A 23,335-nucleotide genomic window follows, 5' to 3' on the forward strand; every position below is an offset into this window, starting at 1 on the left:
TTCAGTGTCCGGAGAGGCCCACCACGAGCCAGATGAAGGCCACGCCCAGGACCGTGCAGAGCAGGGTGGAGCGGGCGGGGTGGTCGTGGTGCGCCTCGGGGAGGATCTCGGCGGCGGCGAGGTAGAGCAGGGCGCCGCCGAAGAAGCCGAGATAGCCCCCGAGAAGTCCCTCCGGAAGGGTGAACAGCAGGGTGGACGCGGCACCGAGCAGCGGGGCGACGGCGTCGGCGGCGAGCATCGCGAGGGCCTTGCGGCGGGCGTTCCCGTAGAGGCTGGTGATCGTGTAGGTGTTGAAGCCGTCGGCGAAGTCGTGGGTGATGACGGCGAGGGCGACGGTGGCGCCCATGCCGCCGCCGACCTGGAAGGCGGCGCCGAGGGCGACGCCGTCCATGAGGCTGTGGCCGACCATCGCCGCGGCGGCGGTCATGCCGACCTGAGGGACCCGCTCCCCGGCCGTGACCCCGTGGCCTGCGCGGCGGACGGCGAGCAGGCGCTCCACCGCGTGGGCGAGGAGGAAGCCGCCCGCGAACAGCAGCAGGGCCTCGGGGACGCCGAACACCTCGTCGCCCGCGGCCTCCAGGGCCTCCGGCAGCAGGTCGAGCCCGACGACGCCGAGCATGAGTCCGCCGGCGAGGCCGAGGACGAGGTGGCGCCGGTCGGTGACGCGCTGGGCGACCCACCCGCCGAAGAGGGTCATGAGGAACGCGCCGAGCGCGACGACGACAGCCATGCGCCCTTGCTATCGGACGGGGGCGTGTCCGTGCACGTCGGCGTGGGCGCCCGGTCGGGCGTGTCGGCGGCGGAGGTGCTCGCCCTGGTGGCGGAGTGTCTGCGGGAGGCGGGGGCGACGGCCGGGGCCGTGCGTGCGCTCGCCACGCTGGACACGCGGGTGGCGGAGCCGGGGATCGCCCGGGCGGCGGCCTCGCTGGGTGTACCGGTGCGGGGTTTCGCGGCCGGGGAGCTGGCCGCCGTGCCCGTACCGCATCCCTCGCGGGTGCCGCTGGCGGCGGCGGGGACGGCGTCCGTGGCGGAGGCGGCGGCGCTGCGGGCGGCGGGTGAGGGTGCGGTGCTGCTCGTCCCGAAGCGGAAAACCCGGCGCGCTACCTGCGCGGTTGCGGCGTTCGTACCGGTTTGCCCCGATCAAGGCGGGCCGGGCGCACGGTTGTTGCCCTTGACGCACGGGTACATCGCTGGCGAGCCTGGCTCACCCCCCACCATCCCCACCCCCCACACGACGGCGGCCATGGACACACATACGCAATCCGACGCCCACGACCTGCGGCACCACGGTGACGCCGAGGTACGGGACGAGAAGCTGATCGATCTCGCGGTGAACGTCCGGACGGACACGCCTCCGGACTGGCTGCGGGAGCGCATCGCCCATTCGCTGTTCGGGCTCGCGGCCTATCCCGACGGACGGTCGGCGCGCGCGGCGGTCGCCGAGCGGCACGATCTGCCGCCGGGCCGCGTCCTGCTCACGGCGGGCGCGGCGGAGGCCTTCGTACTGATCGCGCGGGCGCTGCCGGCCCGGCGGCCGGTCGTGGTGCATCCGCAGTTCACCGAGCCCGAGGCGGCGCTGCGCGACGCCGGGCACCAGGTGGAGCGGGTGCTGCTGCGCGAGGAGGACGGTTTCCGGCTGGATCCGGCGGCGGTGCCGGAGGACGCGGATCTGGTGGTGATCGGCAACCCGACCAATCCGACCTCGGTGCTGCATCCGGCCGCCGCGATCGCGGCGCTGGCCCGGCCGGGGCGGACCCTGGTCGTGGACGAGGCCTTCATGGACGCGGTGCCGGGCGAGCGGGAGTCGCTGGCCGGGCGGACGGACGTGCCGGGTCTGGTGGTGCTGCGCAGCCTCACCAAGACCTGGGGTCTGGCCGGGCTGCGGATCGGCTACGTGCTGGCGGAGCCGGAGACGGTGCTCGCCCTGGAGCGGACGCAGCCGCTGTGGCCGGTGTCGACGCCGGCGCTGGTGGCGGCCGAAGCGTGCGTGTCGCGGCCGGCGCTCGCGGAGGCGGAGCTCGCGGCGCACCGGATCGGAGTGGAGCGGGCCCATCTGCTGGCCGGGCTCGCGGAGTTCGACGAGGTGCGGACGGTGCCGGGGGCCGAGGGGCCGTTCGTGCTGATCCGGATCGACGGGGCGGACGCGGTACGGGAGCGGCTGCGGGCGCTGGGCTTCGCGGCCCGCCGGGGTGACACCTTCCCGGGCCTGGACCGGAACTGGCTGCGGCTCGCGGTGCGGGACCGGGTGACGACCAACCGGTTCCTGCAGGCGCTGGACCAGGCGCTGCTCATCTGCGGCTGAACGCCGGCCGCCGGGGCGTACGGCGGGAGGCCGGGGCGGGCGGTGTCGTCACACCGTCCGCCCCGGCCCCGTTCCCCCTGGAGCCCCCCGGCTCGCCCCCTCGGACCGTCAGGCGCGGGAGCGTGCCCGCGCGCGGGTGAGGGCGAGGGCGCCTGTGCCGGCGAGCAGGAGGACGAGCGCTCCGCCCGCGAGGTACGGGGTGGTGGAGCTGCCACCGGTCTCGGCGAGGTTGCCGGTGGGGGCGGTGCCGCCGGTCTGGGGCTCCTTGCCGCCGTCACCGCCGTTCCCGCCGTCGCTCGGGGCGGGGGTGGGCTGTCCGGTCGGCCGGTCGGTGGGCTGCTCCGAGGGCTGCCCGGTGGGCTGTCCGGTCGGGTTCTCCGTGGGCCGCTCGGTCGGCTTCTCGGTCGGCTTCTCGGTGGGCTTCTCCGTGGGCTTCTCGGTGGGCTTCTCGGTCGGAGCCGCCCCCTTCGGGGTCTCGCAGGTCGCCTCGGCGAGCGTCACGGTGCCGTCGACCTCGGCCACGCCGAGGGCGAGCGGGTTGACCTTCACCTTCAGTTCGAGCGCGGTCGCGGCGGCGGTACGGGACGTGACCGACGTACGGGAGAGGTCGAGGGTGACGGTGCCGACGGCCGGCACGTCGACCTGGGTGCGGCCGCCGGCGGAGAGGGTCGTCCGCTTGCCGAGGACCGTGACGTGCCCGAGCACGTTGGAGGTGGCGACCGGCTTCTTCCCGGTCTCGCAGAGGGCCTTGGAGGTGACCTTCTCCACCTCGATGACGGAGAGCAGCGGGAGGCCGGGGACGTGCACACGGGCCTTGGCGAGGTTCACGTACCCCTCGGCCCTGCGCTCGTCCACGGTGGCGGTCGAGGTGGCGACGTCGGCCCGGAGGATGTCGATCGGCTTGTCGCCCTCGGCGCCCTGGACCCGCACCTTCAGCGCGGTCTCGTCGGCGCTGCGCGGCGCCCTGACCTCGTTGAGGGTGGCGCGCACGGGGACGTGCACGGTCCGGCCGAGCAGGGAGACGTCGAGGCCGGTACGGAGCACGACGGCGGTGGCGCGTCCTTCGTCGCCCGTGGCGTGCGCCGCGGGGGCCGCGAGGAGGACGGGACCGGCGGCCAGGGCGGCGACGGTCGCGACGGCCGCGGCGCGGCGTGCGGGCGTGCGGAAGGTGTTGCTGTTCAAGGTGGTGGAACCCCCACGGAAGACATGGCGTCGCCGGCCGCTCGCCACGGGGACAGTGGGTCGGCGCGGCGTCGGCGACTTGAGACACCGGAATCTTTACGCACGGAGAGTGAACCGGCGGTCGCCTGACGTGAGTTCACTCCAAAGGGGGGTTTCCGCGCTCATTTTCGATTTTTCTCGGCACAACCGTTCTCGCCCGTCCCTTCCGTTTCGTACGCGGGGCGCGGACGGGAGGGGTTTGAACGAACCGGGAGGAGCCGGGGTAACGGTTCGTCAACCGGGCGCCGGTCAGCTCGCGCGCCAGTACCCGAGGGCGTGGAGGCGCTCCTTCGGAAAGGCCAGCTCCTTGCGCGCGTACGAGGAGAGGGTGCGCGTGGTGGCGGTGTCGCAGGCGATCCAGAGGTACGTGCCGGGGCCGGCGAGGGCGGGCAGTTCGGCCTTCACCCGCGCCACGAGCCCGGCTCCCGCGTCGTCGCGCGGCACCGTCCGCAGGTCGTGGCGCCCGGGGTCGGTACGGAACGGCAGCTCCGCGTCGGAGGCGTGCCGCGTCTCGAACCAGATCGTCGCGGGCACGTCCGGCAGCGCGTCGAGCAGGGAGTTGACGGCGGGCAGCGAGGCGGCGTCGCCGACGAGGAGCAGACGGGAGGGCGGCGGCTCGGGGAGCTCGAAACCGGTGCCCTGGAGGGTGGCGTCGACGGTGTCGCCGGGGGCGCAGGTGCGGGCCCAGCGGGCGGCGACGCCCTCGTGGAGCGCGAACTCCAGACTGAAGGTGCCGGCCTCGGGGTCGGGGTCGACGAGGGTGTAGGCCCGCTGATGGGGCTTGCCTCCGTCGTCGAACCAGAGGCGCACCCACATCGTGGGGTGGACCCCGGCGGCGGCGAGGAGACCGCCGTCCGCGCAGTGCACCCGGCGGTAGTCCTCGGTGACCTGCTCGGCCCCCGTCACGGTGAACGTGAAGTCCTTGCCGCGCATCAGCTTGAGGACGGCGCCCTGCCAGCCATGACCCACCGTGATCCCCACCCCTGAACTCCTGTAGGTTAATTTAGGACAGCCTAACCTAATGAATCATGGCAGCTGAAGGACGGGATCGGGGTCTGGCGTGAGCATCGAGGTCTACCGGGACGCCTGGGGCGTCCCTCATCTGCGCGCCGCCGGCCCGGAGGAACTCGCCTTCGCCCAGGGACGGGTCACCGCCCGCGACCGGGCCTGGCAGCTGGAGGTCGAGCGCCACCGCGCCCAGGGCACGACGGCCGCGTTCCTCGGCGCCGCGGAGATCGGCTGGGACACCTTCGTCCGGCGCGCCCGGCTCGCGGACACCGCCCGCCGCTGCTTCGCCCGGCTCGAGGAGTCCGACGCCCCGGCGGCGGCCTGGGTCCGGGCGTACGTGGACGGGGTCAACGACGGCCTCGCCGAGGGCGCGGAGCGGGCGCCCGAGTTCGCCGCCACGGGGCTCGCCCCCGGCCGGTGGGAGCCGTGGACCCCGCTCGCCGTCTGGCTCTCCACCCACATCCTCTTCGCCGGTTTCCCCACCAAGCTGTGGCGGGAACAGGTCGCCCGCCGGCTCGGCGAGGAGTGGACCGAACTCTTCGCGGCCGACGGCCCCGGCACGGCCGGATCCAACGGCTGGGTGGTGGCCGGCGAGCGGACCGCGAGCGGCGCCCCGCTGGTCGCGGGCGACCCCCACCGGTTCATCGAGGCGCCGGGCGTCTACCAGCAGATCCGGCTCGCCTGCCCCGCGTACGACGTCGTGGGCCTCGCCGTGCCCGGCGTCCCCGGCCTGGCCCACTTCGGCCACGCGGGCCCGGTCGCGTGGGCCATCACCAACGCCATGGCCGACTACCAGGACCTGTACCGCGAGCGGCTCCGACGGCTCCCCGACGGGAGCGTGGAGGCGCTCGGCCCGGACGGCTGGCGCCCGGCCACGGCCCACCGCGAGACGGTGACGGTCCTGGACGGCGAGCCGGTCACCGTCGAGGTCATCGAGACGGACCGGGGCCCGGTGATCATCGGCACGGAGGACGGCCCGGGGGCCGCCGGGACCGCTGGCTCCGGAACCGGGGGCGACCGGCCCGGCGGCGCGCGACCCGCCGGGGACGGCGGCGCCCCGCGCGGCGGGGCCCTCGCGCCGCCCGGACCCGGCGAGTGGGAGGCCGTCAGCCTGCGGTACCCGCCCCGCGTCACCGGGGAGCTCGGCTTCGGGGCCCTGCCCGCGCTGCTCCGGGCCCGCACCGTCGAGGACGTGGACGCCGCGCTCGACCGCTGGGTCGAGCCGGTGAACGTCGTCCAGGCCGCCGACACCCGGGGCGGCCTCCTGCACCGGGTCGCCGGCCACGTCCCCGTACGCGACCGTCGCAACTCCCTGCGGCTCGTACCGGCCTGGGACCCGGCCCACGCGTGGGCGCCCGGGCCCGCGCCGCTCCCCCGCGCCGAGGTCCGGGGCCACGCCGTGATGGCCAACGCCCGGGGCCTCGCCGCACCGCTGGGCGTCGAGTTCGCGCCACCCCACCGGGCCGCCCGCATCGACGCGCTGCTGAGCGCGTCGGACGCCTGGACCCCCGAGGCGACGGCCGCCGTCCACCGCGACACCGACACCCCCTCTGCCGCCCCGCTCCTGGAGGCGGTGCGGCGCGCCGGGGAGGGCCTCTCCCCCGGCGCCTCGGCCGTACGGGACCGGCTGCTCGGCTGGGACCGGCGGATGGAGGCCGACAGCACCGACGCGGGCCTCTACGCGGCCGTGCGCGGCGCCGTCGTCCGGCGCCTGGCCGCCCACGAGGCCTTCGCGGCGCTGCGCGAACCGGCCCCGTACCCCGAGCTGTTCCGGCCCTGGCTGGCGCTCGGGCCCCGGGTGGGACTGGCCCTGGAGACGCTGCTCGTCTCCGGTCCCGTACCGCCCGCCGACGTCGACCGGATCGTGCGCGAGGCACTGGCGGAGGTCGCGGCCGGTGAGCCGCCCGCCGCCTGGGGCACCACGCACCGGCTCGCCCCCTGGCAGGCGCTGCCCGAACCCGACGACGCGGTGTGGCCGGGACTCGGCGGTGACCACGACTGCGTGTTCTCGACCTCCAGCGTGCCCGGCTACACGGACCGGAGCGCCCGCGCCTCCGCGGCCCGCTACGTCTGGGACCTCGCGGACCGCGAACGCAGTGGCTGGATCGTGCCGTTCGGGGCGTCCGGAGTGCCCGGCGACCCGCACCACCGCGACCAGCTCCCCCTGTGGCTGCGGGGCGAACTCGCCCCCGTCACCACCGACTGGAACCACCTCACCAAGGAGCAGGGATGACCACCCCCGTACACGTGCAGACCGTCGAGGGTCTCGGCACCGTCACCGTCCGGCCGATCGAACCGGACCGCGACGCGCCGCTGCTGCACGGCTGGGTCAACGAGGAGCGGGCCCGCTTCTGGGGCATGGTCGGCACCACCGTCGAGCAGGTCCGGGACATCTACGCGCACCTGGACTCGCTCACGACGCACCACGGCTTCCTGGTCCTGCGGGATGACGAGCCGGTCTGCCTCTTCCAGACGTACGACCCGGCGGCCGACCGCGTGAGCGAGTGCTACGAGGTGCGGCCCGGCGACATCGGCGTCCACCTCCTCGTCGCCCCGGGGACCACCCGCGAGCCCGGTTTCACCGGGCGGCTGCTCACCGCGCTGGTCGACTTCTGCCTGAAGGACCACACCCGGATCGTGATCGAGCCCGACGCGGCCAACGAGAAGGCCATCGCCCGCATGGTGCGGGCCGGCTTCGAGCCGGGCCCGGAGGTCGTCCTGCCGGAGGTGGACCTGCCGGAGGTCTTCATCCCGGAGAAGAAGGCCCGGCTGGCCTTCCTCAGCCGCCCCTGACGCCCGGCCCTTGTGTCCGGGGCACCCCCTACGCCACGATCCGTCCGTTGACGACGACCCGGCGGGGGGCGGCGAGGGCGCGGACGTCCGCGCGGGGGTCCTCGCCGTAGACGACGAGGTCGGCCGGGGCGCCCTCCTCCAGGGCGGGACGGCCGAGCCAGGAGCGGGCGGCCCAGGTGGTGGCGGAGAGGGCGTCGACCGGGGGGATGCCGGCGCGGGTCAGTTCCTCGACCTCCTCGGCGACCAGACCGTGGGCGAGGGAGCCGCCCGCGTCGGTGCCGACGAAGACCGGGACGCCGGCGTCGAAGGCGGCGCGGACCGTGTCGTACCGGCGCGCGTGGAGCCGGCGCATGTGGGCGGACCAGCGGGGGAACTTCGCCTCGCCGCCGTCGGCGAGGTGCGGGAAGGTCGCGATGTTGACCAGGGTCGGGACGATGGCCACGCCCCGCTCGGCGAAGAGGGGGATCGTCTCCTCGGTGAGCCCGGTGGCGTGCTCGACGCAGTCGATGCCGGCCTCCACGAGGTCGCGCAGCGAGTCCTCGGCGAAGCAGTGCGCGGTGACGCGGGCGCCGAGCCGGTGCGCCTCGGCGATGGCCGCCTCCACCTCGGCGCGCGGCCAGCAGGCGGTGAGGTCGCCGGCCTCGCGGTCGATCCAGTCGCCGACGAGCTTGACCCAGCCGTCGCCGCGCCGCGCCTCCCGGCCGACGTAGGTGACGAGGTCGGCGGGCTCGATCTCGTGGGCGTAGTTCCGGATGTAGCGGCGGGTGCGGGCGATGTGCCGGCCGGCGCGGATGATCTTCGGCAGGTCGTCGCGGGCGTCGATCCAGCGGGTGTCGGAGGGCGAACCGGCGTCGCGGATCAGCAGCGTGCCGGCGTCCCGGTCGGTGAGGGCCTGCTTCTCGCTGGTGACCTCGTCGACGGGTCCGTGCCGGTCCAGGCCGACGTGGCAGTGGGCGTCGACGAGCCCGGGCAGCGCCCAGCCCTCGACGGTCACCGCCTCGGCCGCGGGCCGGTCGAAGGTGATCCGCCCGCCGACGCACCACAGTTCGTCCCGTACGTCCTCCGGGCCGACGAGCACCCGCCCCTTCACATGCAGCACCACGTGATCGCTCATGCCTGCACTGTACGAGGGCGGCCGCGCGGGGCGGGACGGGTGCCGCTCGGTAACCTGTGCGGGACAGGGTCCCGCCACGGGCCCGCGCCGCACCGAGTCGAGAAGGCACCACCGTGACCGTGACACATCCGCTCCTGGACCTGGCCCCGCTGACCGCCGCGCACTTCACGTCGATCGAGCGCCGGGTGGCCGCGCTGCTCTCCACCGGGCAGGACGTGGTGATCACCCAGGGCGAGGCGCTGCTGCCCCTGGAGGGGTGCATCCGCAGCGGGGCGCGGGCCGGTTCGACGGCGCTGAACGTGGTGACGGGTCCGTACGGGCAGACCTTCGGCAACTGGCTGCGGGACTGCGGCGCGACCGTGGTCGACCTGGTGGTGCCGTTCCACACGGCGGTCACGGCCGAGCAGGTGGAGCGGGCGTTCTCCGAGCACCCGGAGATCGACTTCGTGTCCCTGGTGCACGCGGAGGCGGCGACCGGCAACACCAACCCGGTCGCGGAGATCGGCGAGGTCGTGCGGGCGCACGGCGCGCTGTTCTACCTGGACGCGGTGGCGTCGATCGGCGCGGAGCCGGTGCTGCCGGACGCCTGGGGCGTGGACATGTGCATCATCGGCGCGCAGAAGGCGATGGGCGGCCCGGCGGGCGTCTCGGCGGTGTCGGTGAGCGAGCGGGCCTGGGAGCGGTTCGCCGCCAACCCGGCGGCTCCGCGCCGCTCGTACCTCTCCCTCCTGGACTGGAAGGAGCGCTGGATCGACGGCGGCCGCAAGGCGCTGCTGCACGCCCCCGCCCAGCTGGAGATGCTGGCCCTGGAGGCCTGTCTGGAGCGGATCGAGGCGGAGGGCCTGGACGCGCTGATGGCCCGGCACGCCTCCGCCGCGGCGGCGACCCGGGCGGGTGCGCTGGCGCTCGGCGGCGGGATCGAGCCGTACGTGTACGAGGCGAAGGACGCGGCGCCGGTCGCGACGACGCTGCGCGCCCCGGCCGGGGTGGACGCGGCGGAGCTGGTGGCGAAGGCACTCGCGGCCGACCCGTCGCTGCCGCTGATCGCGGGCGGCGGCGCGCTGTCGGGCGAGATGATCCGGGTCAACCACTACGGGGTGGACGCGACTCCGGGCGCGGTGCAGTCCTCCCTCGCGGCGCTCGGCGCGGCGCTCGGCGAGTCGGGCCGCCCGGTGGACCTGGAGGGCGCGCGCCGGGCCGTGACGGAGGCCTGGGCGGCGTAGGCGGTACGGGGACGGGGCGGGGTCCGGTGTCCGGGCCCCGCCCCGTCGCGTACCCGGGTCCCGGCCCCTGGCGAACGAACCCGGTTACAGGGCGGGGTAGTCGGTGTAGCCGCGGTGGTCGCCGCCGTACATCGTCGTCTCGTCGAGCGGGTTGTACGGGCCTCCGGCGCGCAGCCGCGCGGGCAGGTCCGGGTTGGCGATGAAGAGGCGGCCGAAGGCGATCAGGTCGGCGGTGCCGTCCTCGACGAGGGCGAGGGACTCGGCGCCGGTGGGGCCCTCGGTGGCCGGGTTGAGGACGAAGGCTCCGGCGAAGCGCTTGCGCAGGTCGAGGGTGAGCGGGCGGCGTTCGGGGCCGGTCTCCAGGACGTGGAGGTAGGCGATGCCGGCGGGCTCGATCGCGGCGAGGAGGGCCTGGTAGATCTCCTCGGTGTCGGTCTCCGCGATGTCGTTGACCGTGCCGGCTGGGGAGACGCGGAGGCCGGTGCGTTCGGGCCCGATCTCGGCGGCGACGGCCTTGACGACCTCGGTGGCGAAGCGGATGCGGTGCTCGACCGGGCCGCCCCACTCGTCGGTGCGGTGGTTGGAGCCGGAGGCGAGGAACTGCTGGATCAGGTAGCCGTTGGCGCCGTGGATCTCGACGCCGTCGAAGCCGGCCTCGACGGCGTTGCGGGCGGCGGCGGCGAACCCGTCGATCGCTTCGCGGACCTGCGCGCCGGTGAGGGCGCGCGGGGTGACGAAGTCCTTGGGGCCCTCGTGGGTGAAGACCTGGCCGGCGGCGGCGACGGGGGACGGGCCGACCGGGTGGAGGTCGCCGTCGAGGAGGTCGGGGTGGCCGATCCGGCCGGCGTGCATCAGCTGGGCGAAGATCCGGCCGCCGCGGGCGTGGACGGCGTCGGTGACCTCGCGCCAGGCGGCGATCTGCTCCCGGCTGTGGAGGCCGGGGGTGTCGGGGTAGCCCTGGCCCCCGGGGACGGGCTGGACGCCCTCGGTGACGATCAGGCCGGCGGAGGCGCGCTGGGCGTAGTACTCGGCGACGAGCGGGGTGGGGGTGCGGGTCGCGCCGTCGGCGCGGCTGCGGGTCATGGGCGCCATCGCGATGCGGTTGGCGAGGCGGGTTCCGGCGAGGTCGACGGGGTCGAAGGCAGTGGGCATGACGGTTCCCCTCACATAGATATGTGGTCGGCCAACTAAATGGGCCGGTGCCACTGTAACCGATTGATTGGCCGACCAAGGTAATCTGGGGGTGAGCCACCCGAGGAGCCCCGATGTCCGGTAACGAAGCCGCCTGTCCCGCGTCCCTGCCGTCCGCGGCGCGCGGCGGCCCCGTCGGCCACACCCTGGCCCGGGTCTCCCGCATGCACCGCATCGCCATGGGGCGGCGGCTGCGCGACCTGGGGCTCTACCCCGGGCAGGAGCTCATGATGATGCGCCTCTGGGACAGCGGCGCCGCCCGCCAGTCCGAACTGATCCGGTTCCTCGGCGTCGACCCGTCCACCGTGACGAAGATGCTCCAGCGGCTCGAACAGTGCGGGTACGTGCGCCGCGGCCCCGACCCCGCCGACCGGCGCGCCGTCCTCGTCGAGGCCACGGAGAAGGGTCACGCCCTGCGCGCCGGCGTCGAGGGCGCCTGGTCCGATCTGGAGGAGACCTCCCTGGCGGGCCTCACCCCGGCCGAGAGCGGGGAACTGGCCCGGCTCCTGGGCGTCCTCGCGGAGAACCTGGCGGCGGAGGCGGCGGAGGCGGGCGAGACGGACGCGTGCTGAGCGGCGGACGGGGCCGGTGGGCCCGGGGGTGGGCCGCGCCGGTGGGCGCCCGGTGACGCCCCCGGGCCGCTTGCCCGTCAGCCGGCGATGACGTCCAGGGCGCGGTCCACGTCCGCCGAGGTGTTGTAGAGGTGGAACGAGGCCCGCAGGTGGCCCGCCCGGGAGGAGAGCAGCACGCCCGCCTCCCGCAGGGCGTCCGCCCGTGCCCGAGACCCGGAACGGCGACGTCCGGGGAGTCAGCGGGGACCGCGGCCCTGCCGATCGTGGCGAGACCGGCGCGGAAGCGGGCCACGAGGTCCCGGGCGTGGGTCCCGATCCGGCCGGCCCCGATCTCTTCGGGGGGCCGCGGCGGCCCGGACGGCGGCGAGGTCGGCCGTGCGGCCGTCCGCCGACCGGACGGCCGCGAAGGCGACGAGCGCGGTCCCCGGGGCCGATGGAGTCGGCGAGCCGCTCCAGGGGCCACGAACCGGGTCCTGAGGTCGCCCCCGAGTCCATGGGCCCACCATGAATTCCCCGCGGGAGGCCGCCGATCGGCCCGCTCCACGGGGAATCCCGAGCCGGTCCCGGCTCAGCAGGTGGCGGCGGGCGTCAGGACTGCGGGACCGCGCAGGCTCCGTCGGGGCCGCAGGCCTCGGCGTCGCCGCCTCCGACGGGCTGGAGCGCCCGGCCCTGCCAGGCCTGCTCCAGAGCCTGGGTGAACACCTCGGCGGGCTGGCCGCCGGAGATGCCGTAGCGGCGGTCGAGGACGAAGAACGGCACCCCGTTGGCGCCCAGTTCGGCGGCCTCCCGCTCGTCGGCCCGTACGGCGTCGGCGTAGGCGGACTCGTCGGCGAGCACGGACCGGACCTCGGCCTCCTCGAGCCCGGCCTCCACGCCGAGCGCCACCAGGGTCCCGGGGTCGAACACCGAGCGCTCCTCGGCGAAGTTGGCGCGGTAGGCCAGGTCCAGGAGCTCGTTCTGGCGGCCCCGGTCCCGGGCCAGGTGGAGCAGGCGGTGGATGTCGAAGGTGTTGCCGTGGTCGCGGCCCTCGGTGCGGTAGCCGAGCCCCTCGGAGCGCGCGTTGGACGCGACGTGCTCCTCCATGGCCCGGGCCTCCTCCAGGGTGCGGCCGTACTTCGTCGCCAGCATCTCCAGGACGGGAGCGGTGTCCCCCTTGGCCCGGTTCGGGTCGAGCTCGAAGGAGCGGTGCACGACCTCCACCTCGTCGCGGTGGGCGAAGGCCGCGAGCCCCTTCTCGAAGCGGGCCTTCCCGATGTAGCACCAGGGGCAGGCGATGTCGCTCCAGATCTCGACGCGCATGGGGGTTCTCTCCGGGAGGGTCGGCGGTGGTCTTGACGGCGACGGAACGCCACCGGCCTGCCGGTTCATTCCGTCCCGGCGCCGAATGTGAGGCGGAGCACCAGGTGGCGGGGGTACGGGGGCCCCTGTCCCGAAGCGACGCCTCACGGTGCCCTACGCGCTGCTCGCGCGCGGAAGGCGGGCGCGCTCCGTGCGGCCGGCCGTGGATCGGTTCAGCCGGTGCCGGACCGGTGCAAGGCCCGTTCCCAGAGGTCCAGGCCCGCGCGGACGAGCGCGCGCAGGGCCGCGGTCTCCTCGTCCGTCCAGACTCCCCCGCCGGGGGCCGGTTCGGGGGCGACACCGCCGAAGAGCTTCTCGTAGGCGCTGTCGGGGACCGGTCCCCGGGAGGGGAGCGGCGGTCCGGCCCCGAGGCTGTGGGAGAGGTCGTCGAAGAAGTTCCACGCGTCCAGCAGCAGTCCTGCCGGGACCGGGCCGCGGCCGGGACGCTCCGCCCATCGCCGTACGGCCTCCAGGTCGAGGGTGGCTTCCCCCTCCGGGACGAGCTCCCCTCCGGTGCGGTCGCAGTGTTCCCGCACGGCCGCGGGGTCGGGGAACGCGAGGAGTTCCCCGAGGCCGCCGACGGCGAACTCGTCGGGGGCATCGCCCTCTCCGGGCCGCCAGACCAGCGTCAGGTGCCCTTCCGCGGTCACGATGCGGTACGGATAGCAGTCGGCCATGTGAGGTCTCCCTGGTGCCGGGGCGGTACTCGCCACAGGTGGCACCCTGCCTGCGATGATCGCCATGTGGCAAGGGCGTTCGGCGGGGCGGGGGCTGCCACGCCCGTGGCCGGTCCCGCTTCCGCCGCCCCGTCGGGCCCGGGGTTCTGACCCTGCGAGGCACCATGCCGAGGCCGGAATTCGAGGCCCTGGCACACGAGGCCTGTTGATCCCCCGCCACGGGTCGGTTCGCGAAGGTCAGGACGCGGGAACGGGCCCGGCGGGTGCAGTGCCCCTGCGGTAGCGGCCGGGTGCCACCCCGTACTGGCGCTTGAAGGCCTTGGCGAAGGCGAACTCCGAGGAGTACCCGCACCGCCCGGCGACGGAGCGGAGCGGGAGGTCGCCGGCGCGCAGCAGGCGGCCCGCCGTCGTCATCCGCCACCAGGTGAGGTACGCGAGCGGCGCCCGGCCCACGAGGGCGGAGAACCGGCGGGCGAAGGCGGCGCGGGACAGGCCGGCGAGGGCGCCGAGTTCCTCCACCGTCCACGGGCGGGCGGGGTCCTCGTGGAGGGCTCGCAGGGCCCCGGCGACGGCGGGGTCGGCGAGGGCGGCCGACCAGCCGGTGGTGAGGTCGGCGCGTTCGGTGAGCCACCAGGTGCGGAGCAGGTACAGCAGGAGCGTGTCGAGCAGGGCCGGGACCACCGCGTCGGCGCCGGGCTGGGGTTCGGCGAGTTCCGCGCCGAGCAGGTCGACGGCGGCGCGCAGCCGGTGGTGGGCGCCGACCCGGGCGGGGAGGTGCACGAACGGCGGGAGGTCGGTGAACAGCGGGTGCGCCCGGTCCCGGTCCAACTGGTAGGCGCCGCAGAGCAGCAGGGTCTCCTCGCCGCCGACGGGGCCGCGGTCCGGCGGGGTGGGCCAGGAGCCGTCCGGCGCGGGCACGGCGTCCACGAGCGGGGTGTCGGGCCGGTCGGCCAGACCGTGGCCGGTGCCGTGGGCGAGGAGGACGACGTCGCCGGGGCCGAGCCGGACGGGCGGGGTGTCGTCCGGGGGCAGCAGCCAGGCGGTGCCCTGGAGGACGACGTGGAAGCCGGCGCCCTTGCCGGGTGGGAAGCGGAAGCCCCAGGGGGCGAGACGGACGGTGCGGGAGGAGTGGGGGCGCCCGGTGCGCATGGCGGCGATGGCATCGCTCAGTACGTCCATCCCGGCACCGTACCGAACCGCCCGCGCCGCCCCCCGCCGCCGGTTCGCCGTCCGCCCGCCCGTCCCGTGGCGCGAGACGATCGGACATGTCCGGGAGCCGGGAGGACATGGATCGTCCCGGTCCCGCTGCCTACGGTCGTGGCATGACGACCCCACAGTTCACGACGACCGGTACGACGACCCGCGCGGTGCTGTTCCACGAGCTCGGCGGCCCCGGGGTGCTCGGTGTGGAGGAGGTGCCGTTGCCCGCGCCGGGCCCCGGGGAGGTCCTCGTCCGGGTGGACGCGGTCGGCCTCAACCGGGCCGACGCCCTCTTCCGCTCCGGCACCTACTACTACGCCCCGACGCTGCCCGGGTCACGGCTCGGGTACGAGGCGGCCGGGGTGGTCGAGGCGGTCGGTGCGGGGGTGACGGCGTACGCCCCGGGTGACCGGGTGATGGCCGCGGCCAACTTCGACTTCGGCGTGCACGGGGTGCACGCGGAGCGGGTGGTGCTGCCGGAGGAGTATCTGGTGGCCCGGCCCGAGGGGGTGGACGCGGTGACGGCGGCGGCGGTCTGGCTGACGTACTTCACCGCGTACGGCGGGATGGTGGAGACCGGTGGACTGCTGCCCGGGCAGCACGTGGTGATCACGGGCGCCTCGAGCGGGGTGGGGACGGCGGCGGTGCAGACCGCGCTGCGGATCGGGGCGGTCCCGATCGCCACCACCCGGGGCGAGGCCAAGCGGAAGGCGCTCCTGGACCTGGGGGCCGCGCACGTGGTGGTCACGGAGACCGAGGACGTGACGGCGGCGGTGCGCGGGATCACCGGCGGGGCGGGCGCCGACCTCGTCTTCGACGCGATCGGGGGTCCCGGGTTCGCGGCGCTCGGGGACGCGCTGCGGCCCGGGGGCGGCGCCGTGCTGTACGGCTGGCAGGACCCGCGGCCGGTGACGCTGTCGCGGAACTGGCCGCAGACCACGCACACGTACGCCAACGGGGCGCTGGCCCGGACCGCGGAGGGGCGCCGCCGGGCCTCAGGGTTCATCGGTTCGGGGTTGCGCGACGGCTCCCTGGCGCCGGTGATCGCCGAGACCTTCGACGGTCTGGAGCGGATCGCCGACGCCCACCGGCTGATGGAGTCCGGCACGCACACCGGCAAGATCGTGCTGCGGGTACGGCACTGAGCGACGGGACGGTGCGGGGGCGGCGGCCGGCCGCCGCCCCCCGTACCGCGCCCCCCGTCGCCGTCAGCGGCGCGGGATCCCCAGCGGGTTGCCGTCCCGGAGCTCCGGCGGGAGCAGGTGGTCCGGGGTGGACTGGTAGGTGATCGGGCGGAGCCAGCGTTCGACGGCGGTGGCGCCTACGGAGGTGGCGGTGGAGGTCGTCGCCGGGTAGGGGCCGCCGTGGTGCTGGGCGGGGGCGACGGCGACGCCGGTGGGCCAGCCGTTGACGAGGACGCGGCCGGCGAGCGGCGTCAGGGCGGTGAGGAAGGGGGCGGCGGTGTCGTCCTCGCCGGCCTCCGCCGTGTGCAGCGTGGCGGTGAGGTTGCCCGGCAGCCGGCCGAGGACGGCGTGCGCCTCCTCGGGGGCGGTGTAGCGGGCGACGACGGTGACCGGGCCGAAGCACTCCTCCAGGAGGAGCGCGTGGTCCTCCCCGGCGAGACGGGCCGCGTCGACGGTGAGGACGCCGGCGCCGACGGTGTGCTGTCCGGCCGCGCCGGGCACGACCGGCGCCTCCACACCGTCGAGGGCGGCGCGTTCGGCCGTCCCGGCGACGAAGGCGTCCCGCATCCGGTGGTCGAGCAGGACGGCCGGGCCGGCGGCGGCGACGCCCTCGGTGAGGGCGTCGAGGAGGCGGTCGCCCGCCTCGCCGCCGGGGGCGAGGACGAAGCCCGGCTTGGTGCAGAACTGCCCGGCGCCCAGCGTCATGGAGGCGGCGAGGCCCGCGCCGATCTCCTCGGCCCGCTCCTCGACGGCGGCCGGGGTGACCACGACCGGGTTGAGGGAGCCGAGTTCGCCGTGGAAGGGGATGGGGACGGGCCGGGCGGCGGCGGCGTCGAAGAGGGCCCGCCCGCCGCGTACCGAACCCGTGAACCCGGCGGCGGCCACGAGGGGATGGCGGACGAGTGCGACGCCCGCGTCGAAGCCGTGGACCAGGCCGACGACCTCCTCGGGCAGCCCGGCCTTGACGGCGGCCCGGCGCAGCAGGGAGGCGCAGAGTTCGGAGGTGGCCGGGTGGTCGGGGTGGGCCTTGATCACCACCGGGCAGCCGGCGGCGAGGGCGCTGGCGGTGTCGCCGCCGGGGACGGAGAAGGCGAGCGGGAAGTTGCTGGCGGCGTAGACGGCGACGACGCCGAGGGGGATCTTCATGCGGCGCAGATCGGGCCGGGGCGGCACCGCGTCCGGGTCGGGCGCGTCGATCCGCACGTCGAGGTAGGAGCCCTCCTCCACGACCTCCGCGAAGGACCGCAACTGGGCGGTCGTGCGGGCGAGTTCGCCGGTGAGGCGGACGGGCCCGAGGGCGGTCTCGGCGTCGGCCGTGGCGACGACCTGCTCGCCGGCCTCGTCGAGGAGGTCGGCCGCCGTGCGCAGGAGGCCGGCCCGTACGGCCCGGTCGGCCAGGCTGTCGCGGACGCCGTGGGCGGCGCGTACGGCCCGGTCGACCTCCCCGGCCGCGGCCTCGACGGCGACTTGTTCGCGCGGCTTCCCCGTCCGGGGGTCCACACTCCACACTGGTTCTGCTGCCACCACTACGCCCCTGTTCGCTATTCTGAACACAGTTCCCGTAGATGAACGCATCTGTGCGGGACTCTATACGGACAACGGAAGAGGGGCGAGGGTCATGGCGACTGCAGACGCGGGTGGGGCACAGGTGAAGTCCGCGGTGCGGACCGTGGAGCTGCTCGAATACTTCGCGGGCCGCCCCGGCATGCACTCGCTCGCCGCCGTCCAGGAGGCCGTCGGCTACCCCAAGTCCAGCCTGTACATGCTGCTGCGCACTCTGGTCGAGCTGGGCTGGGTGGAGACCGACTCCACCGGGACCCGGTACGGCATCGGCGTCCGCGCCCTGCTCGTCGGCACCTCGTACATCGACGGCGACGAGGTGGTGGCCGCCGCCCGCCCCACCCTGGACCGGCTCTCCGACGACACCACCGAGACCATCCACCTGGCCCGCCTCGACGGCACCAACGTGGTGTACCTTGCGACCCGCCAGTCCCAGCACTACCTGCGGCCGTTCACCCGGGTCGGCCGCCGGCTCCCCGCGCACTCGACCTCGCTCGGCAAGGCACTGCTCGCCACCCACACCGACGAGCAGGTGCGCAAGCTGCTGCCGGAGACCCTGCCCGCGCTGACCGAGCACACGATCACCGACCGCGAGCGGCTCATCGAGGAGCTGCGTGTCATCCGTGAGCAGGGCTTCGCCGTGGACCGCGAGGAGAACACGCTGGGGCTGCGCTGCTTCGGTGTCGCGATCCCCTACCGGACCCCGGCGCGGGACGCGATCAGCTGCTCGGTGCCGGTGGCGCGCCTCACCCCCGCCCACGAGCAGATGATCAAGGACGCCCTGTTCGACGCCCGGGACCGGCTGACCCTCGCCACCCGCCGCCTCTGACCGGCGGCGCCCGCCACCCCCGGGGGTCGGAGAGGCGTCTCCCCCGCGCGGCGGAGGCGGTTCACCGGTGGGCAGGAGGCGCGGGCGGGCCCCGGCGCGGGAGCGTGAAGCCATGACGATCCCGTCCCTCACCCCCGCCGCCGCTTCCTCCGGCACCCGTCCGGGCCCCGCCCGCCGGGCGCTGCGCGCGCTCGCGGTCGCCGCCTGCGTCCCGTACGTCTCGCTCAAGGCCGTCTGGATCGCCGGCGGCGAGACCGGCATCCCGGCCGGGAGCGTGCTCCTGGAGAACCGCGGGCTGCTCGCCGGCGTCAACGCGCTCACCGTGGCCGCCGACGTCCTCGTGGTGGTCCTCGCCCTGCTGCTCACCCAGGCCTGGGGCCGCCGGGTGCCCGCCTGGCTGCTCGCCCCGCCGATGTGGGCGGCGACCGGCCTCCTCGTCCCGATCATGACCGGCTATCCCGCCCAGCTCCTCGCGGGCCTCCTCACCGGCGACGAGCGGGCCGCCGCGCCGAGCGAGCCGTTCCTGGAGCCCTGGGTGTTCGCCGTCGTCTACGGCGGGTTCATTCTCCAGGGTGTCGCCCTCGGCACCCTGTTCGCGCTGTACGCCAGGGACCGCTGGGGCCGGGTCTGGCGCGGCCGGCTCGGTGACCTGTCCGCCCGGCTCGGCGGGCCCGGGGTCCGGGCCGCCGCCGCGGCCGGAGCGCTGCTCGCGCTGTTCCCCGCGAGCGTCCACCTGCTGTGGCTGTGCGGTGCCGACACGGGCCTGTCCCCGGCGCAGATCGCCGGTCGCGACGCCGACTTCCACGTCCTGGAGGCGCAGCGGTTCGCCTTCCTCGTCCTCGCCGTCACGGCCGCCCTCCTCCTCGTGCTGCGGCGCCCGGCCCGGTGGCGCGTGCGCTCCACCCTCGCCGTGGCCTGGACCGCCTCGGCCGCGGTCGGCTGCTGGGGCGCCTACCTGTCGCTGGTCTCGCTGCTGCCGGAGACCGGTCCGGACACGGCGGTCACGGCGCTGACCCGCCTGACCTACGCTGGCGACATGATCACCGGGTTCCTGCTCGCCGCGTGCGTGGCCGTCCTCCTGCGGCGGCGGAGCGCCGAGGCGTGAGGCGGTGCGCGGACGCCCTGTTCGGGCAGCGGGCGCGGCTGCGGTGGCTGCATCTGATCCTGGGCGGCGCGCTGTTCATGCCGTACTGGCTGGTCGGCACCGTGGTGACGGGGCCGCTGCTGGGCGCGCCGGGCCTCTTCTCGGGCAGCCTCGCCGTACAACTCGGGGCGTACGCCGTCGGGCTGCCGCCGGCGGCGGTGACCGCGCTGTTCCCCGCCGCCCGGCCGCTGTCGGTGGCGGCGGCGCGGGCGCTGTGCGGGGTGCCGGCGGACCGGTTCGCGGACGGTCCGGCGCGCGGCCGGGAGGCGAAGGCCCGGGCGGCGGGCTGGTTCACGCTCCACGTGGGGGCCGGGGCGCTGGTCGCCGGGGCGACGCTGGCACTGCCGCCGTTCGCCGTGGCGGTGGCGGCGCTGCCGTTCTCCCCGGGCCTGCGGCGGTCCGAACTCGGGCGTTTCTGGGGCCTGGACCGGGCGGGCTGGGTCTGGGCGGCGCTGCCGGCCGGGCTGCTGATGCTGCTCGCGCTCGCCGCCGTGGCCGCCGCCGCCGGGGCCCTGCTCGCGAAGCTGGCGCCCGTGCTGCTGGGACCGAGTCCGGCGGACCGGCTCGTGGCGGCGGAACGGCGGGCCGCCGAGGCCGAGTCGCGCAACCGGCTGGCCCGGGAGCTGCACGACTCGGTCGGTCACGCCCTGAGCGCCGTGACCCTGCAGGCGGGCGCGGCCCGCCGGGTGCTGGAGGCCGGGGGCACGGACCTGGAGTTCGTGCGGGAGGCGCTGACCGCGATCGAGGAGACCACCCGGCGCACCGTCGGGGAGCTGGACTGGGTGCTCGGCCTGCTGCGGCGCGGCGACCCCGACGAGCCCGGCGGGGCCGGACCGGGGCCGGGGCTCGACGCCCTGGAGGCGCTGGTGCGGGGGGCCGGGCCACACGTGGCGCTGACCGTGACCGGCGCCCCCGCCGGCGTACCGGAGGCGCTGTCCCGGGAGGCGTACCGGATCGTCCAGGAAGGCCTGACGAACGCGGCCCGGCACGCCCGCGGCGCGCCCGTGACGGTACGGGTCGGCGTCCACGACGAGGAAGTGGAGATCACCATGGAGAACCCCCTGTCCGGCCGGCCGCCGGTCACCCGGCCCGGCGGCGGGCACGGCCTGCGCGGTGTCGCGGAGCGGGCCCGGCTGCTCGGCGGCACCGCCGGGGCCGGACCGGTGGACGGCGTGTGGCGCCTCGCGGTCAGGATCCCCCGGTGAGCGCCCCGGTCCGGATCGTCCTGGCCGACGACGAGCGGATGGTGCGGACGGCCCTGCGGGTCATCCTCGACGCGGAGCCCGGCCTGGAGGTGGTCGGGGAGGCGTCCACCGGTGCCGAGGCGGTGTCGGTGGTGCGCGAGCGCCGGCCGGACGTGGTCCTCATGGACGTGCGGATGCCGGAGGTCGGCGGCATCCGGGCCACCGAGCAGATCCTCGGCGGGATGCCGGACCCGCCCCGGATCGTGGTCGTGACGACCTTCGAGAACGACGCGTACGTGTACGACGCGCTGCGCGTGGGCGCGGCCGGGTTCCTGCTCAAGCGGGCGGCGGCCGAGGAGCTGGTGGCGGCGGTGCGGCTGGTGGCGCGGAGCGACTCGCTGCTCTATCCGGCGGCCGTCCGGGGTCTGGCCGCCGAGCACGCCCGGCGCCGTCCGCCGGCGGCCCCGCCGTGGGTGGGGCGGCTCACCGAGCGGGAGGCGGAGGTGCTGCGGCTGGTGGCGAAGGGGCTGACCAACGCGGAGATCGCGGACCGGATGGGCGTCGGGGCCGCGACGGTCAAGACGCACGTGGCGGCGGTCCTGGCGAAGTCGGGGGCGCGGGACCGGACGCAGGCGGTGATCCTGGCGTACGAGTCGGGGTTCGTGGGGGTGCGCTGAGCGCCGCCGTGGTCCGGCCGCGCGCCCGGGCGGACATGAAGGTTCGCTGAGAATCGGGGGATTCCGGAACGCCCCGTACCGGCCCGTTCGTCCCGACAGGTGCGATGAACAAGACGATCAGGCGCGCCTCCGTCTTCGCCCTGCTCCTGGTGCTGGCCCTCCTCGGCCGGGCCACCTGGGTGCAGGCGTACGAGGCCAAGGCGCTCGCGAACGACCAGAAGAACCGGCGGAAGACGATCGCGCAGTACGGTCAGCCGCTCGGGAACATCGTCGTGGCCGGCACGCCGGTCACCGGCTCGACCAGGACGAAGGGCGGCGATCTCGCGTACAAGCGCACCTACACCGACGGCGAGCTGTACGCGGCGGTCACCGGCTACAGCTCGCAGGCGTACGGCGCCACGCAGCTGGAGGGCATCTACGCCGACGTCCTGGACGGCACCGACGACCGGCTGAAGAACCCGCTGGACGCGCTCACCCGGCGGCAGCGGGAGCCGGGCACCGTGCTCACCACGATCGACCCGGAGGTGCAGAAGGCCGGCTACCGGGCCCTCGGGAACAAGAAGGGCGCGGCCGTCGCGATCGACCCGGCCACCGGGCGGATCCTCGGCATGGTCTCCACCCCGTCCTACGACCCCTCGCGGATCGCCGGGACGGCGGACGGGGAGGCCTGGCGGGATTTGACCGGTGACCCGGACAAGCCGATGGTCAACCGGGCGCTGCGGCAGCCGCTGCCGCCCGGCTCCACCTTCAAGCTGGTCGTCGCCGCGGCGGCCCTGGAGGAGGGGCTGTACGCCTCGGTGGACACGGCGACGGCGAGCCCCGACCCGTACACCCTGCCCCACACCCGCACGGTGCTGCCGAACGAGAACGCCTCGGCACCGTGCGAGAACGCCACGATCCGCACCGCGCTCCGGTACTCCTGCAACAACGTCTTCGCGAAGATGGCCGCCGACCTCGGGCAGGACAGGCTGCGGGCCATGGCGGAGAAGTTCGGCTTCAACGACACCGAGCGGGACGTCCCGGTCCGCGCCTACGCGAGCGTCTACCCCTCGGGCATGGACCCGGCGCAGACGGCGCTCACCGGCATCGGCCAGTTCGACGTGACGGCCACCCCGCTGCAGATGGCGATGGTGTCGGCGGTCCTCGCGAACGACGGTCTGCTGGCCGCCCCGCACATGGTCGCGCAGGTGGTCGACTCCGACGGCGACCCCCTCACCACGTACCGGGACGGGGACACGACCCGGGTCGTGTCCGCCTCGACCGCGCGGCAGCTGCGCGAGGCGATGCGGACGGTCGTGGAGCGGGGGACGGGCACCAACGCGGCGCTGCCCGGGGTCGAGGTCGGCGGCAAGACGGGCACCGCGCAGCACGGCGAGAACAACAGCAGCACGCCCTACGCCTGGTTCACCTCGTACGCGAAGGACCCGGCGACCGGGAAGCAGGTCGCCGTGGCGGTGCTGATCGAGGACTCCGGCGCGGCCCGGTCCGAGGTCAGCGGCAACGGCCTGGCGGCGCCGGTGGCCCGGAAGATGATGGCGGCGGCCCTGAAGTGACGTGACCCTGGGCCGGATTGGCCCCGGGGGCCGGTCACACGGTATGCAGGGTGGCGCTCGGCATCCGAGCACGCTTTCGAACCGAGTCCCGATCCCGCGGAGGACCGCCGTGCGCCTGCCCCGTTCCCTGTCCGGCTGGACCATGGCGGTCTTCGGCGCGCTCGCCGCGGTGCTCGGTGTGGTGGGCCTGGCCGTCCCGGACGCGCTGCTCACCGTGATGGGCTTCGCGCCGGTGCCGGCCGGCGGCCGGGCGGCGGGCGACCACACCCTGGTGTTCCTGACCGCCTCCTCGATGGCGGCGCTCAACATGGGCGTGTACTACCTCCTGGCCGCGCTCGCCGACTGGAAGGCCTTCTTCCGCTGGACGGTGCCGTTCCGACTGCTGACCTGCGCCGTTTTCACCCTGGCCGTCGTGACCGGCCGCGCCCCGGCCGGGTTCTTGGGCGTGGGCCTGTGGGAAGGGCTCGGCGCGCTGGCGACCGGCGCCGCGCTGCGGTACGAGAGGCGGCGCGGCGCCCCCGCGGCCTGAGCCGGGACCCGTGGCCCGGGCGGACCCGGCCCGTCC

The 23,335-nt window shown here is 75.4% G+C and carries 21 protein-coding genes; 12 read left to right on the top strand and 9 right to left on the bottom strand.

Translation table 11 applies throughout. The features are described 5' to 3' along the window. Nucleotide 1: 1 nt before the first annotated feature. Nucleotides 2-730 (bottom strand): ZIP family metal transporter, encoded by a 729-nt coding sequence (locus tag ABTY40_RS07270; protein WP_352058607.1) that lies wholly within the window; start codon nt 728-730, stop codon nt 2-4. A 24-nt stretch (nt 731-754) separates the two neighbouring features. Here ABTY40_RS07270 and cobC point away from each other — a divergent pair, with 24 nt between their 5' ends. After that, nucleotides 755-2,302 (top strand): Rv2231c family histidinol phosphate aminotransferase CobC, encoded by a 1,548-nt coding sequence (cobC, locus tag ABTY40_RS07275; protein ID WP_352058608.1) that lies wholly within the window; start codon nt 755-757, stop codon nt 2,300-2,302. Between the two features lie 108 nt (nt 2,303-2,410). Here cobC and ABTY40_RS07280 read toward each other — a convergent pair whose 3' ends face one another. Together ABTY40_RS07280 and ABTY40_RS07285 are read right to left on the bottom strand one after the other, a co-directional pair. Next, the gene (locus ABTY40_RS07280; RefSeq protein ID WP_352058609.1) at nt 2,411-3,484 is read right to left on the bottom strand and encodes an SCO1860 family LAETG-anchored protein; all 1,074 of its coding nucleotides are present in this window, start codon (nt 3,482-3,484) and stop codon (nt 2,411-2,413) included. A gap of 288 nt (nt 3,485-3,772) precedes the next feature. Beyond that, on the bottom strand, nt 3,773-4,492 hold the full coding sequence (locus ABTY40_RS07285; protein WP_352058818.1) for a siderophore-interacting protein: 720 nt from the start codon (nt 4,490-4,492) through the stop codon (nt 3,773-3,775). Between the two features lie 91 nt (nt 4,493-4,583). Here ABTY40_RS07285 and ABTY40_RS07290 point away from each other — a divergent pair, with 91 nt between their 5' ends. Together ABTY40_RS07290 and ABTY40_RS07295 are read left to right on the top strand one after the other, a co-directional pair. After that, the gene (locus ABTY40_RS07290; protein ID WP_352058610.1) at nt 4,584-6,764 is read left to right on the top strand and encodes a penicillin acylase family protein; all 2,181 of its coding nucleotides are present in this window, start codon (nt 4,584-4,586) and stop codon (nt 6,762-6,764) included. Beyond that, entirely contained in the window at nt 6,761-7,324 is a 564-nt protein-coding gene (locus ABTY40_RS07295) for a GNAT family N-acetyltransferase (RefSeq protein ID WP_352058611.1), read from the top strand. The genes ABTY40_RS07290 and ABTY40_RS07295 overlap by 4 nt, the downstream gene beginning before the upstream one ends. Before the next feature lie 28 nt (nt 7,325-7,352). On the opposite strand, the gene ABTY40_RS07300 is transcribed toward ABTY40_RS07295, so the two are convergent. Then, nucleotides 7,353-8,438, bottom strand: coding sequence for an amidohydrolase family protein (locus tag ABTY40_RS07300; protein ID WP_352058612.1), 1,086 nt, complete (start codon nt 8,436-8,438; stop codon nt 7,353-7,355). A gap of 119 nt (nt 8,439-8,557) precedes the next feature. Between ABTY40_RS07300 and ABTY40_RS07305 the strand changes: the two genes are divergently transcribed. Then, on the top strand, nt 8,558-9,661 hold the full coding sequence (locus tag ABTY40_RS07305) for a pyridoxal-phosphate-dependent aminotransferase family protein (RefSeq protein WP_352058819.1): 1,104 nt from the start codon (nt 8,558-8,560) through the stop codon (nt 9,659-9,661). Nucleotides 9,662-9,745: 84 nt separating this feature from the next. On the opposite strand, the gene ABTY40_RS07310 is transcribed toward ABTY40_RS07305, so the two are convergent. After that, nucleotides 9,746-10,813, bottom strand: a complete 1,068-nt coding sequence (locus ABTY40_RS07310) for an alkene reductase (protein ID WP_352058613.1) — start codon at nt 10,811-10,813, stop codon at nt 9,746-9,748. Nucleotides 10,814-10,926: 113 nt separating this feature from the next. Between ABTY40_RS07310 and ABTY40_RS07315 the strand changes: the two genes are divergently transcribed. Further along, a complete protein-coding gene (locus tag ABTY40_RS07315; protein WP_352058614.1) occupies nt 10,927-11,424 on the top strand; it encodes a MarR family winged helix-turn-helix transcriptional regulator in 498 nt (165 codons plus the stop codon). A 588-nt stretch (nt 11,425-12,012) separates the two neighbouring features. On the opposite strand, the gene ABTY40_RS07320 is transcribed toward ABTY40_RS07315, so the two are convergent. The 3 genes from ABTY40_RS07320 to ABTY40_RS07330 form a co-directional block, all read right to left on the bottom strand. Next, nucleotides 12,013-12,723: a DsbA family oxidoreductase gene (locus ABTY40_RS07320; RefSeq protein ID WP_352058615.1), complete on the bottom strand. Its 711-nt coding sequence runs from the start codon at nt 12,721-12,723 to the stop codon at nt 12,013-12,015. Nucleotides 12,724-12,935: 212 nt separating this feature from the next. Then, the gene (locus tag ABTY40_RS07325; RefSeq protein ID WP_352058616.1) at nt 12,936-13,439 is read right to left on the bottom strand and encodes a hypothetical protein; all 504 of its coding nucleotides are present in this window, start codon (nt 13,437-13,439) and stop codon (nt 12,936-12,938) included. Nucleotides 13,440-13,676: 237 nt separating this feature from the next. Then, nucleotides 13,677-14,618: an AraC family transcriptional regulator gene (locus ABTY40_RS07330; RefSeq protein WP_352058617.1), complete on the bottom strand. Its 942-nt coding sequence runs from the start codon at nt 14,616-14,618 to the stop codon at nt 13,677-13,679. Nucleotides 14,619-14,761: 143 nt separating this feature from the next. Between ABTY40_RS07330 and ABTY40_RS07335 the strand changes: the two genes are divergently transcribed. Further along, nucleotides 14,762-15,784, top strand: coding sequence for a zinc-dependent alcohol dehydrogenase family protein (locus tag ABTY40_RS07335; protein ID WP_352058618.1), 1,023 nt, complete (start codon nt 14,762-14,764; stop codon nt 15,782-15,784). 63 nt (nt 15,785-15,847) lie between these two features. Here ABTY40_RS07335 and ABTY40_RS07340 read toward each other — a convergent pair whose 3' ends face one another. Beyond that, on the bottom strand, nt 15,848-17,347 hold the full coding sequence (locus ABTY40_RS07340) for an aldehyde dehydrogenase (NADP(+)) (RefSeq protein WP_352058619.1): 1,500 nt from the start codon (nt 17,345-17,347) through the stop codon (nt 15,848-15,850). A gap of 94 nt (nt 17,348-17,441) precedes the next feature. Between ABTY40_RS07340 and ABTY40_RS07345 the strand changes: the two genes are divergently transcribed. The 6 genes from ABTY40_RS07345 (at nt 17,442) to ABTY40_RS07370 (ending at nt 23,299) form a co-directional block, all read left to right on the top strand. Beyond that, on the top strand, nt 17,442-18,212 hold the full coding sequence (locus tag ABTY40_RS07345) for an IclR family transcriptional regulator (protein WP_352058620.1): 771 nt from the start codon (nt 17,442-17,444) through the stop codon (nt 18,210-18,212). 112 nt (nt 18,213-18,324) lie between these two features. Further along, nucleotides 18,325-19,317, top strand: coding sequence for a hypothetical protein (locus tag ABTY40_RS07350; protein ID WP_352058621.1), 993 nt, complete (start codon nt 18,325-18,327; stop codon nt 19,315-19,317). Then, entirely contained in the window at nt 19,314-20,561 is a 1,248-nt protein-coding gene (locus ABTY40_RS07355; RefSeq protein ID WP_352058622.1) for a sensor histidine kinase, read from the top strand. The genes ABTY40_RS07350 and ABTY40_RS07355 overlap by 4 nt, the downstream gene beginning before the upstream one ends. Nucleotides 20,562-20,599: 38 nt before the next feature. After that, nucleotides 20,600-21,217, top strand: coding sequence for a response regulator transcription factor (locus tag ABTY40_RS07360; protein WP_502990516.1), 618 nt, complete (start codon nt 20,600-20,602; stop codon nt 21,215-21,217). Between the two features lie 104 nt (nt 21,218-21,321). Continuing rightward, nucleotides 21,322-22,770: a peptidoglycan D,D-transpeptidase FtsI family protein gene (locus ABTY40_RS07365; protein ID WP_352058624.1), complete on the top strand. Its 1,449-nt coding sequence runs from the start codon at nt 21,322-21,324 to the stop codon at nt 22,768-22,770. 142 nt (nt 22,771-22,912) lie between these two features. Beyond that, nucleotides 22,913-23,299: a hypothetical protein gene (locus tag ABTY40_RS07370; protein WP_352058820.1), complete on the top strand. Its 387-nt coding sequence runs from the start codon at nt 22,913-22,915 to the stop codon at nt 23,297-23,299. Nucleotides 23,300-23,335 lie beyond the last annotated feature (36 nt).

The sequence above is a fragment of the Streptomyces sp. NPDC126503 genome, from assembly GCF_040302405.1.
In the GTDB taxonomy this organism is placed as follows: Bacteria; Actinomycetota; Actinomycetes; order Streptomycetales; family Streptomycetaceae; genus Streptomyces; species Streptomyces gulbargensis.